This is a genomic window from Alcanivorax sp. HI0083 (assembly GCF_001635175.1).
This window is the reverse complement of the sequence record NZ_LWFX01001291.1, coordinates 1-10,785: the sequence shown is the minus strand read 5'-3', so window position 1 is coordinate 10,785 and position 10,785 is coordinate 1. Positions and strand designations below refer to the sequence as shown.

Annotated in this window: 12 protein-coding genes; 4 read left to right on the top strand and 8 right to left on the bottom strand. The window is 59.1% G+C overall.

The window, feature by feature from the left end:
- A partial coding sequence (locus A3754_RS19175) for a transcriptional repressor (RefSeq protein ID WP_063520978.1) occupies positions 1–315 on the top strand: 315 nt, incomplete at its 5' end.
- A gap of 99 nt (positions 316–414) precedes the next feature.
- Positions 415–654: a hypothetical protein gene (locus A3754_RS26740; protein WP_156497092.1), complete on the top strand. Its 240-nt coding sequence runs from the start codon at positions 415–417 to the stop codon at positions 652–654.
- A gap of 265 nt (positions 655–919) precedes the next feature.
- Here A3754_RS26740 and A3754_RS19170 read toward each other — a convergent pair whose 3' ends face one another.
- The 5 genes from A3754_RS19170 to A3754_RS19150 all read right to left on the bottom strand — a co-directional run bounded on the left by A3754_RS19170 (position 920) and on the right by A3754_RS19150 (position 5,499).
- Positions 920–1,867 carry a patatin-like phospholipase family protein gene (locus tag A3754_RS19170; RefSeq protein ID WP_063520977.1) on the bottom strand — a complete coding sequence of 316 codons (948 nt, stop codon included), beginning with the start codon at positions 1,865–1,867 and terminating at the stop codon, positions 920–922.
- A gap of 2 nt (positions 1,868–1,869) precedes the next feature.
- Positions 1,870–3,354, bottom strand: a complete 1,485-nt coding sequence (locus A3754_RS19165; protein ID WP_063520976.1) for an NAD(P)/FAD-dependent oxidoreductase — start codon at positions 3,352–3,354, stop codon at positions 1,870–1,872.
- Positions 3,355–3,367: 13 nt separating this feature from the next.
- Positions 3,368–4,141 (bottom strand): SDR family oxidoreductase, encoded by a 774-nt coding sequence (locus A3754_RS19160; protein ID WP_063520975.1) that lies wholly within the window; start codon positions 4,139–4,141, stop codon positions 3,368–3,370.
- 12 nt (positions 4,142–4,153) lie between these two features.
- A complete protein-coding gene (locus tag A3754_RS19155; RefSeq protein WP_063520974.1) occupies positions 4,154–4,762 on the bottom strand; it encodes a TetR/AcrR family transcriptional regulator in 609 nt (202 codons plus the stop codon).
- A 236-nt stretch (positions 4,763–4,998) separates the two neighbouring features.
- The gene (locus A3754_RS19150) at positions 4,999–5,499 is read right to left on the bottom strand and encodes a DUF1289 domain-containing protein (RefSeq protein WP_063520973.1); all 501 of its coding nucleotides are present in this window, start codon (positions 5,497–5,499) and stop codon (positions 4,999–5,001) included.
- Positions 5,500–5,804: 305 nt separating this feature from the next.
- On the opposite strand from A3754_RS19150, the gene A3754_RS19145 reads away from it, so the two are divergent.
- Positions 5,805–6,335: a DUF2846 domain-containing protein gene (locus tag A3754_RS19145; RefSeq protein WP_063520972.1), complete on the top strand. Its 531-nt coding sequence runs from the start codon at positions 5,805–5,807 to the stop codon at positions 6,333–6,335.
- Positions 6,336–6,498: 163 nt separating this feature from the next.
- Here A3754_RS19145 and A3754_RS19140 read toward each other — a convergent pair whose 3' ends face one another.
- The 3 genes from A3754_RS19140 to egtB form a co-directional block, all read right to left on the bottom strand.
- Positions 6,499–7,023: a thioesterase family protein gene (locus A3754_RS19140; protein ID WP_063520971.1), complete on the bottom strand. Its 525-nt coding sequence runs from the start codon at positions 7,021–7,023 to the stop codon at positions 6,499–6,501.
- A 144-nt stretch (positions 7,024–7,167) separates the two neighbouring features.
- Complete coding sequence (gene egtD / locus A3754_RS19135) at positions 7,168–8,157, bottom strand: L-histidine N(alpha)-methyltransferase (protein WP_063520970.1); 990 nt, start codon at positions 8,155–8,157, stop codon at positions 7,168–7,170.
- A gap of 35 nt (positions 8,158–8,192) precedes the next feature.
- Positions 8,193–9,473, bottom strand: coding sequence for an ergothioneine biosynthesis protein EgtB (egtB, locus tag A3754_RS19130; protein WP_063520969.1), 1,281 nt, complete (start codon positions 9,471–9,473; stop codon positions 8,193–8,195).
- A 173-nt stretch (positions 9,474–9,646) separates the two neighbouring features.
- Between egtB and A3754_RS19125 the strand changes: the two genes are divergently transcribed.
- The gene (locus tag A3754_RS19125; RefSeq protein ID WP_063520968.1) at positions 9,647–10,417 is read left to right on the top strand and encodes a 3-hydroxyacyl-CoA dehydrogenase; all 771 of its coding nucleotides are present in this window, start codon (positions 9,647–9,649) and stop codon (positions 10,415–10,417) included.
- The last annotated feature ends 368 nt before the right edge of the window (positions 10,418–10,785 follow it).

Here is a 10,785-nt window from a genome sequence, read left to right as displayed (position 1 = left end):
GCTGAAGAAATCTATGCCCGCCTGTATCAGGCGGGGGAAAGAATCGGTATCTCAACCATTTACCGGGTGTTGCTGAATCTGGAGCAGGTGGGGTTGGTCACCCGTCATCAGTTTTCCCAGGGCGCGGTGAGCCGCTGTGTGTACGAGCTGTCATTCGGTGAACGCCATGATCATATGGTGTGCGTGGAAACGGAGCGGGTGATTGAATTCCGTGATCCGGTCATCGAGGCGCGGCAGGAGCAGATTGCCCAGGCCCACGGCTATGAGGTCGTTGGCCGGGAGCTGGTGATCCGGGTTCGCCGCATCACGTCGTAGCCGGCAGGGCGCGGCGCTTGTCAGACCAGCGGTCTGCCCGTGTCTTGTGCTTGCCCGGCTGGGTGGGTACAACCATACATAGACAGTATGGGAGGCACGGTGCGAGATACGATAGAAGACCGCCATGATCACAATAACAGTCTCAATCGCCGCGAAGAGACACCTCGCTCGCCGCTACGGCGCGTGCTGGAAAAAGAAAAGTTGATGCTGCTGGCGTTGATGATGTTGGTCGCGGGCGCGCTGATGCTGGGCTTCTTTGCCCATTCTGAGGGAATCGAAGCTCGCTCGGCGTTAAAAAATATCCAGCTAACCCTGACTCAGGCGGCCGATTCCCTTTAGCGGTTTGGCCGCGACTCCCGTCCCGATGGCAAGGCTGCGCTTGCCCGGGAAAGCAACAAAGCCAGGGTGTTCCCGTCATACCGTTCACTTAAGGTTCTGTGCCAGACCTGAAGCTTTCGCGCTATAAACATCGTTTCCCACAACCCCTCCCCTCTAACTTCGGGATTGGTGGGAAGTCATGCTCGCATGACGAAGGTGTTGGCGCAGCGCTGCTTCTCTTAAGTGAACAGCATTGGGGATGACCCGGCCTGCTTTCGTTAGTCCATCAGCCGATAGCCATGCGCACCGTGTCTGCGGTGGTGATTTGTGCGGTGTCGTAGACCTGTCGGCGTCGTTTCGGGTCCATCATGTTGTAACCGAACGCGGTCAGATCCTGCGCATTGGGTTCAATGCGGATGACGGTCTTGCCGCTTTTTTCCAGCAAGGCCACTTCCCGGTCCACGATTGCGGTCATGTAACGGCGTACCCGCCGTTCTATCTTCATCAGGGGGGAGCGGGGCTGGTCCGGCTGGCGTGAGGCCATGGGGGCCAGCACGATCACTTCATCCACTGCACTGTCGGCCAGCAGGTCTGCGGAAGTGGGGGAGGCGACGCCGCCATCAATGTAAGTGCGGTCGGCCACGGTGACCGGTGGGCACCAGAACGGCACCCCATAGGATGCGCACACCGCATCGGCAATGCTGGCGCTGGGCGCGCCGCCCTTGCCGAAAGGAATCCGTTTGCCGCTGTCAGTATCCACCGCCATGATCCAGGTGGCTGGATGGCTGACCCAGTCTTTGCCGACGGTGACGGTATTGACCAGCTGACGGAAGGGCGTCATGTCGAACTGCCCCCGTGGCAGCAGCCCGCAGATCGCTGTCAGTGGTGAAATCTCGCCGCGCAATCCTTTCAGTGCCAGTTTGGCGCCGGTAAACCGGGCCCCGGGCAAGGGCGGAAGTGCGCCGCCGGTATCGGTGTCGTGGTCCCATTGGCAGCGATCGCTGGTGCCTTGCTGGCAGTCGCGCAATTGGGCCACGGACACGCCGCTACCCAGCAGGGTGGCGAGTACGGCACCGGCGGAGGTGCCTACCAGGATGTCCGCATCGCGGGCGTCCCAGTTCAGTTGCTGCTCCAGCTGATGGAGGGCGGCAATGGACCAGGCGCCGCCGGCGACGCCTCCACAGCCGATGACCAGGGCGCGGCGGGGTGAGGAAGAAGAAGCCGTTTTGCTCATGATCAGAATACCTTTTGGGTAGCGGGTGTCAGGGTGTAGTTGTCCGCGTCGAAGGTTTTCAGCAGCCGTTGCATTTCCAGGGTGCTCCAGGGGAAGCCGACACTGTTCAAGCCGTTCTTGTCCAGGTAGTAACTGGAGCAGCCGCCGGTGTTCCAGACCGTGCCCTGCAGGTCTTTCTGGACCTTGCGGTTGTACTGCTGCTGCACCTCGGCCTTCACTTCAATGCGGCCCAGCTGCTGTTCGCGCATGGTTGTCAGGGTGCTGACGATGTAGTTGATCTGCGCTTCGATAACGATAAAGGCGGAGTTGTGGCCGATGCCCAGATTGGGGCCGAGCACCATGAAGGCATTGGGCAGGCCATTGATGGTGGTGCCCCGGTAGGCCTGCATGCCGTCTTCCCACATCTGGCTGAGCGACTCGCCGGCATCATTGAAAATATGGTTGGCGATGGGCGGCTCGGTGACAAAAAAACCGGTGCCGAGAATCACGGTATCCACCTCGCATTCGCTGCCATCCTGGCCGATCAGCGTGTTGCCACGGACTTCTTTCAGGCCGGTGTGAAAGACATCCACATTGGGCTGGTTCAGGGTCGGGTAGTAGTTGTTGCTCATCAATACGCGCTTGCAGCCAAGGGTGTAATCCGGGGTGAGCTTGGCGCGCAGCGTTGCGTCCTTGATGGCCACTTTCAGGTGCGCCAGGCCCAGCTTCTGGATCTGCCGCAGGATGGCCGGGCGGCGAAAGCCGATGCCGAAGGTTTCAAAACCGCCGTAGAGCATCTTGCGCCAGGCGCTCAGGGTGAACGGCAGGCGGAAGAAGTTTTCTTCGATCTTGGGAATGCTGTGATCCGGCTTGGGCAGCACCCATTGCGGGGTGCGCTGGAACAAGGTCAGGTGTTGGGTTTTCGGTTGTATTTCCGGGACGAACTGAATGGCGGAGGCGCCGGTGCCCACCACCGCCACGCGCTCGCCGGTCAGGTCGTGCTCGTGGTCCCAGCGCGAGGAATGAAACAGCTTGCCCGCGAAGTTTTCCAGGCCGGGAATTGCCGGAATAATCGGTTCGTGCAGATAGCCGGAACAGGCCACCACGGTGCGGGCCCGATACAGCTGATCAGCGGTTTGCACTTCCCACAGGTTCTGGCTCTCGCGCCATTGCGCCCGTTCTACTGCCTGGTTGAAACGAATCGATGCAGGAATATCGTAACGCTCAGCGGTATCGCGGACGTAATCGAGAATTTCCGCCTGGCCGGCAAAGGCCCGGGTCCAGTCAGGTTTCTGTGCGAAGGAATAGGAATACAATGCCGAGGGCACATCGCAGGCGCAGCCCGGGTAGGTATTGTCTCGCCAGGTGCCGCCCAGGTCGGCGGCTTTTTCCAGAATCACAAAGTTCGCGAACCCGGCTTCCTTGAGGCGAATGCCCAGGCCGATGCCGCTGATGCCGGCACCGACAATCAGGGTGTCATAAATCGGAGTGTTGGCTTGCTGTGTCATGGTCGGTCCGTGGTTACTGGTTCGGTTGCGGGCTGAAGAAATCCATCGCCCGGTTGGTCAGATTCAGGTTGGCGACTTGCTTGGCGAGGCTGTAGATAGCCGGGTAGATCACCCGGGCGCCGCTCTTGCGGAAGGTCTTGTAAATCCGCTCAGCCAGTACATCCGGCTTGCCGGTGGGGATATAGCGGGACACCGGGCCTTTTTTCACCTGGCTGCGGGCATGGCTTTCCAGTCCTGATTGGATCGGGCCTGGGTAGACGGTGATCACATTGACGCCCTGTTTCTTCAGATCCAGACGGGCAATTTCCGATGCCAGGCCGATTCCCGCCTTGGCGCCGCCGTAATAACTGCAGCCACGAATCGGTACGCGCCCGGCCATGCTGGCCACATTGATCACGCAACCGTGACGGGCCTCCACCATGGCGGGCAGCGCCAGGTCCATCAGCCGCATGGGTGCGGTGAAGTTGATATCCAGCAGACGCTTGCCCTTCTCCCAGCCGGTGCCGGTAATGCTGATGATGTCCATGATGCCGGCGCAGTTGACCAGCACATCCACCGGCCCGCGACGGTCCTCCAACGACTGCCACCAGGCGGGCAGGGCGTCGATATCTGTCAGATCACAGGTTTCTGCCTGGGCTCCATGTTGCTCGGCAGCTGCAGCCAGTGCCTCGGCATTCAAATCGACCAGGGTGATGCGGGCCTCGGGGTGGTGTTGTCGAAACTGGCCGGCAAGCTGGCCGCCAATAGCGCCGGCACCGCCGGTAATCAGGATATGGGTTGGGGTCATGGCTATCGTTTCCTAGTGATCGTGATTGGCAATGGCGAGCCAGCAGGCGTCTCTTGCCTGTTTAAGGTCATCATCGCTGAGTGTCAGGTAGCCCAGCCGTTCGGCTTTGAATATGCCAACAAAGGCGCCCCAGAACAGGGCGATGGCCAGGTCGGGTTTCATGTGATTGCCGAGCAGGCCGGTGCGCTGGCCGATGATCACCATCATTCCCAGCGGGATGAGCAAGGCCTGTTCGCGGCGGCGGCTTTCTTCGGTGAGGTAGCTGTGGTGATCCTGCATTTCCAGAAACTGGAAGGCGTCCGGTTCATCCCGGGCAAAGGCGGTGAGCCGCGCCCAGAGGGTGTCGAACAGGGCGCGGGAGGGATGCATCAAGTCCAGATCCGTGAGCAGACGGTCCTGCAGCCGCTGTTTGCTGTCCTGGAATACCGCATTGATCAAGGATTCTTTGTTGTCGAAGTAGCGATATAGCGTGCCGACGCCCACCTCGGCTTCCGTGGCGATGGGGGGCACCGGCGTGCCGTGCAGGCCGTGCTTGGCAAACACGCTCAGTGCCGCACGGATAATCTGTTCCCGCTTACCGGACTCTTTGCCTGGGGCGCTGGCGGGGGAAGCATTGGCCATATCAAGCTCGCACAGAAAGTGAATGAATGATCATTCCGCAACTGTGCCAGTGAATGGTGTATTGGTGAAGGGCTGTTTCGGTCAGATGGGGACAAATGACAGGAGCAAGTGGCGAGCTTCTAGCGGCGAGTTAAAACAATGATCCTTCAGGTGTTGGCGCTTTTTTGCGTTTCGTTGTTGCTCCAACGAATGCCTTGGCGATCATGTACTAGAAGCTAGAAGCTAGAAGCTAGAAGCTAGATCAACCCCTTCTCCCGGGCGGCGTGCTCGGTGAGTTCTGCTACCAGAGTCACCGGGCGGGCGTAGGAACGGTCGTAGTGCGCCTGGGACAGGGCGTGGCATTCCGCGCTGATCTGGTCGTACAGCTGGCGCGGGGTCATGGCTTCGGTGGGGGGGAGGGCGTGCAGACCAAAGTGGTCGTAGGGAATCATCTTGGAACCCGCGGCCTTGAGCAACTCTGGTACCCAGCCCTGGGGGGACAGCTGGGTCTGATAGCGCAGGTTCTGGAAATCGAGCTCGGCGGCCAGGCGGTCGGCGTCCGCTACCACAAAGTAGTTGTCCACCACCTGACACAGCAGCAGGTTCAAGCGCCGCCAGACGATGGTCTTTTCCTCGTTGGTATAGCCATTCCAGTGCACCACCTCGTGGCTGAAACGGCGACAGCCACGGCAAACCGTGTCACCGAAAACGGTGGAACAGACGCCAATACAGGGGGTGTGGATTCGATTTACTGCCATGGCGAAATCCTAACAGAAAACCCCGGCTCTGGGAGAGCGGCGCTGGTCGGTTGCCGGTAAATTGAGCGCTTGCCCGCCACGCCGTATGTGGCGGGCCCCAGAGCCGGCATGCCGGGCCTCTCGCGCTTGAGCAATGCGGGTAAATCGGCCATAGTTGGGCCATCAAAATGCTTTTATATTGCACGCAATAATAAACAGGGCCGATCCGGGAGCACCGGATATGGCAACGCTGGAGAATAATAATGCGATTGGCTGTGCTGCTGGCGGCTTGCCTTTGGGTTATTTCGGGTTGTTCTGGAGTGGGAATGGGGATTCCTTCCACCCCCGGGGCGTTCCTGGATGCGCCAAAGGGAAAAACCTTTGCCCCCATGGATACGCTCGATCCACGTAATGCCATGGTCTACATCTACCGTCCGATTACCCGCTGGGGCTACGAAGAAGTCCAGGCGCCGGTATTCTTCATGGACTCTTCTCAATTGTTCGGCCTGAAGGCCGGTGCCTATGAATGGCTGGAACTGCCCGCGGGCACCCACGATTTCTATGCTCGCCGCCCGCTCAGTGTGTTGTATCTGAAGATGGTGTTTGAGATGCCATTGAAGGTGGATGGTGGGCAGGAATACTTCTTCCGCTATTCGGAAACCCGTCCGTTGGATATGGAAGAGCTGGTTGCCAACCCGGAAGACTACCAGCAGGCCGGGCCACTGCAACAGGTGCCCCGCGCGCTGGCGCTGCGGGAAATCGCCGATCTGCGGCTGGATGAGCCGGGGGTGTATTACGGTGGCAGTGGCGTGAAAGAGAAGCGCTGGGCGCCGTTTTATACCTATTCGACGGAATAAGCAGCTATGAGCTGCGAGCTTCTAGTGGCTAGGTGAACAGTAAAAAGCCCCGAACGTTCGGGGCTTTTTACTGTTGGGCGGTTGTTTTATTCGTATCTTGGGCTATCTTGCTGCTCGTAGCTCGTAGCTCGTAGCTCGTAGCTCGTAGCTCGTAGCCAGGTCGCTAGTCGCTTTCCGTCAACCGCCGCTTGGTCTGCAGCAACCGCTTCCATTGCTCCACATATTCCGGCAAGGCGGGGGAGGTCAGGTTCATGCCGGTCATTTCCTGCACCGTCTGTGGGCTCACCGATTTGCCACCGTAGACATTGGCAACGCGCAGCAGGGCGTGGGTGTGCAGTTTGCGCTGGGATTCAAAACGCTGGTCGTAGTACACGTATTTGTCGTCCCAGCCGAGGATCCGGGTATGCACCTGAAATTGCTGATAGGGGCGCAGTTCACGGATATAGGCAATTTCGGTATTGGCCACGACACCGTTGCAGCGGGCTTCGAGCATGCGGTTGAGCAAGCCGGTGACCACGGCATGTTCCAGCCGGCTACGGTCCATGAACTTAAGGTATTTGGCGTTGTTCAGATGCATGTTCAGGTCGATATCCAGCAGGCCCACCCGGAATTCCATGGTGACCACATCAAACAACTGGTGCGTAGGCGGGCGTTTACGCCGGCGCGCTGCGCTGATCAGTTCAAGCATCCGATCTCCCTATGCCACGGTTATCACCGCAGCCCCATTTATTATCGTTGGCAAGTATGGACAGAAAAACGCCGCTCAGTATAACGGCACTGGAACCGGTTCACACTATTTGCGCAATCGGGGGGCACAGCTTTTACGTTCCCGTTATGCCTGGGCCAGGTGCAGGCTGAACAGGCTTTGTGGGTCCGTCCAGCAGCTTAGCGGGGTGAAACCGGCGGCGACCAGTTCGGCACTGAAGCTTTCTACGGTGAATTTGTAGGAATTCTCGGTATGGATACGGGTACCGCTTTTCAGGGTCAGGCTGCGTTCTCCCAGCTGGATGTCCTGATCGCACAGGCACTCCAGGTGCATCTCAATGCGTTGCTGTGCGCGGTTATAGAACGCCACATGGCGCATGTTGTCCGTGTCGAACTGGCAGTTCAGTTCCCGGTTCAGGTGATGCAGGGCGTTCAGGTTGAAGGCCGCAGTAAGCCCCTGGGCATCGTTGTAGGCAGCATTCAGCTGTGTATCGGCCTTTTGTAAATCCGCGCCGATCAGCAGGGCGCCGCCGGGGCCGGCCAGTTTGCGTAGCCCCTTGAGAAATTCGCTGCGGGCGGCCGGTTCAAAATTGCCAATGGTGGAGCCGGGAAAAAACACCACCCGCCCCGGTTGTGCCAAGGCTTGTGGCATGGCCATCGCCTGGCAGTAATCGGCGCACACGGCGCTGATGTGCACGTCGGGAAAATCCTGGGCCAGTTGGCGAGAGGCGCCAAGCAGGCACTCACGGGAAATTTCCAGTGGCATGTAGTGACGGGGCTGCCAGGCATCCAGCAGCAGGCGCACTTTTTCACAGCTACCGGCACCGGGTTCGGCAATGGTTTGCGGTTGGTTGAGCCGTGCCTGGATTTCTTCAGCATAGCCGGTCAGCAGTGAGGTTTCGGTACGGGTGGGGTAGTACTCCGGGGTGCGGGTGATGCGGTCAAACAGGGCGGAGCCGGCTTCATCGTAAAAATACTTGGGGTGCAGGGACGGGCCGGGAGCTGAAAGGGACTGGCTGACCTCCGCAAGCATATCGGTGGCTGGTGGGTACAGATCGTAAAACGTCAGGTTCGGGCAAAGCTGCTGGTGGTTCAACGGAGTCTGTTGATGCTTCATCTTAGCCTCTGCAAGAAGTCGGAGTGGTGCGCCTGTCAGCCATCATTGGGCTTCTTGTCGCAGGCGAGCCGGATGCCGCTGAATTGCCAGCGCAACTGGGGATAGAAAAAATTGCGGTAACTGGCGCGCAGATGGTTGGCGCTGCTGGCGCAGGAGCCGCCGCGCAGTACCATCTGGTTGCACATGAACTTGCCGTTGTATTCGCCCACTGCGCCATGGGCCGTCTGGAAGCCCGGGTAAGGCAGGTAGGCGCTGGCGGTCCATTCCCAGACATCACCGAACAGATGGGCAAGGCGGGCGTCGCGGGCAGCACCGGGTTGAAACGAGCGATTATCGGACGGGGAATCCGCGAAGGTGCCGGTGATCGGCTGGCTGTAGGCCGCGTGTTCCCATTCCTGTTCTGTGGGCAGGCGTTTGCCCGCCCAGCGTGCGTAGGCGTCAGCTTCGTAGTAATTCACATGGGCCAGGATCTGGTTGTCGTGGAGCGGTTGCTGTCCGGCCAGGGTGAAGTGTTCGGTCAGTGCCGCGTTCCAGTACAGCGGGCGTTCGATTTGTTGCTGTTGCACCCAGCTCCAGCCATCGGAAAGCCACAGGTCCGGTTTGCGGTAACCGCCATCCAGAATAAAGGCGCGAAACTCCCCCTGAGTCACGGGACGGTTGGCCAGCTGGAACGGTTCCAGCCAGGCCTTGTGGCGAGGTGTTTCATTATCGAACGCGAAGCCGCCGCAAGCGCCAATCTCCACCAGTCCGCCCTCGAAGCCCTGAAAAGTCAGCGGTGGGGTGTCGCCTGGAATGTTCACGGGCTGGGTGATGGCCGGTGACAGGGGGTTGAAGGAGAGGCTGTATTTCAGGTCGGTGAGCAACAGTTCCTGATGTTGCTGTTCGTGATTGATGCCCAGCTGTACCAGCGGCGTGAGGTTATCGGCCCGCGCCAGCAAAGCGTTCATGGCGGCATCCACCTGGTGGCGCCAGGCCATCACTTCATCGTTAGTGGGGCGCGATAGAAGATGGCGTTGAGGGCGCGGATATTGCTCGCCGATGCCGTTGTAGTAGCTGTTGAACAGGTATTCGAATGCGGGATTGGCGGGCTGATAACCGGGCAGGTGAGGCTTGAGCAGAAAGGTTTCGAAGAACCAGGTGGTGTGAGCCAGGTGCCAGCGCGGCGGGCTGGTTTCCGGGCAGGCTTGCAGGCCCATGTCTTCGGCGAGCAGAGGTTCACACAGCTGCTCGCTGAATCGCCGGGTTCGTCGGTATGCATCGGCGAGCCAGGTGGTATCGTCCTGTCTGACGGTGTCGGGCAAGGCTTTCCCTCCCATGCCGTGGGTCAAAGCGGTTTGTTTGATAATGACTGCAATGACGCAATCTCACCTTAAAGCAGTCCCGGTTTGAGCGAAAGCAACAATGAGCCTCTGCGCCGAGCTGGGTATACTCTGCGACAACCTTTTATGGACCCTCTTTACCTTTCTACCTTTCACAAGAAGGAGAGCATATGAATATTACCGATAAAGTGGCCGTGATTACGGGTGGTGCCTCAGGCCTGGGCCAGGCGACTGCAGAAGCGATTATTGCCAAGGGCGGCAAGGTCATGATTTTTGATCGTGACGACAAGAAAGGCCCGGAAGTGGCGGCCCAGCTGGGTGATAATGCAGCCTTCACCCAGACTGACGTGACAGACGAAGCCTCGGTGAAAGCCGCGGTGGAGGCCACCGTGGCCAAGTTTGGTGCCATTCATGTGTGTGTTAACTGTGCCGGTGTGGGTTCTGCCATGAAAACCGTGGGCCGCGAGAACAAGCCGCACGATCTGGGCGTATTCAACATGGTGGTGCAGATCAACCTGATCGGTACTTTCAATGTGGCGCGCCTGGCGGCGGCAGCCATGGCCGAGAATGAGCCGGGTGAAGATAACGAGCGCGGCCTGATTGTGAATACCGCCTCGGTAGCAGCCTTTGATGGCCAGGTTGGTCAGGTTGCGTACGCGGCAACCAAAGGCGGCGTGGTCGGCATGACGCTGCCCATCGCCCGTGATCTGGCGCCACTGGGTATCCGTTGCAATACCATCGCCCCGGGGATTTTCAACACCCCGCTGATGAATGCGGCACCGGACAAGGTGAAGCAGCCGCTGATCGAAATGACCCAGTTCCCGAAACGGCTGGGGCATCCGCAGGAATACGGTCAGCTGGTGTGCCACATGATCGAGAACAAATTCCTCAACGGCGAAACCATCCGTATCGATGGTGGTATCCGTATGCAGCCTCGGTAGCACAGGAGACGCAGCACGCGTCACGCTACATGCAACACGAAAAAGCCCCGGTTTTCCGGGGCTTTTTGCTGTCTACGAAGCCGCTGTAGGAGTTCCCTTCCAGGGGACGAACCGAGCGCAGCGAGGCGACAGAGATAACCGTCTGCTGCAATCGACGGTTGAGTAACCCGTGATTTCGATCTTTCCATGTTTACGGGCCGGTTCGTCCCCTGGAAGGGAACTTGTATGTTTGAATGCTCTTCCTGCAACCATGCAGGACTTGCCGGGGTGGAGGGACCAAAGGAGCATCTGACCCAAGGGTACAGACGGTAGGAGATTTGGCCCCACCCCGCACCTATTCATACGCCGATAAAGAATCCATCGGCTGA

Bases quoted from the DNA above. Each gene is read 5' to 3' on its own strand.
- A3754_RS19145 (WP_063520972.1), top strand. From the start codon at position 5,805: ATGGGGATTCCTTCCACCCCCGGGGCGTTCCTGGATGCGCCAAAGGGA.
- A3754_RS19160 (WP_063520975.1), bottom strand. From the start codon at position 4,141: ATGACCCCAACCCATATCCTGATTACCGGCGGTGCCGGCGCTATTGGC.
- A3754_RS19155 (WP_063520974.1), bottom strand. From the start codon at position 4,762: ATGGCCAATGCTTCCCCCGCCAGCGCCCCAGGCAAAGAGTCCGGTAAG.
- egtD (WP_063520970.1), bottom strand. From the start codon at position 8,157: ATGAAGCATCAACAGACTCCGTTGAACCACCAGCAGCTTTGCCCGAAC.
- A3754_RS19165 (WP_063520976.1), bottom strand. From the start codon at position 3,354: ATGACACAGCAAGCCAACACTCCGATTTATGACACCCTGATTGTCGGT.
- A3754_RS19170 (WP_063520977.1), bottom strand. From the start codon at position 1,867: ATGAGCAAAACGGCTTCTTCTTCCTCACCCCGCCGCGCCCTGGTCATC.
- A3754_RS19125 (WP_063520968.1), top strand. From the start codon at position 9,647: ATGAATATTACCGATAAAGTGGCCGTGATTACGGGTGGTGCCTCAGGC.
- egtB (WP_063520969.1), bottom strand. From the start codon at position 9,473: ATGGGAGGGAAAGCCTTGCCCGACACCGTCAGACAGGACGATACCACC.
- A3754_RS19140 (WP_063520971.1), bottom strand. From the start codon at position 7,023: ATGCTTGAACTGATCAGCGCAGCGCGCCGGCGTAAACGCCCGCCTACG.
- A3754_RS19150 (WP_063520973.1), bottom strand. From the start codon at position 5,499: ATGGCAGTAAATCGAATCCACACCCCCTGTATTGGCGTCTGTTCCACC.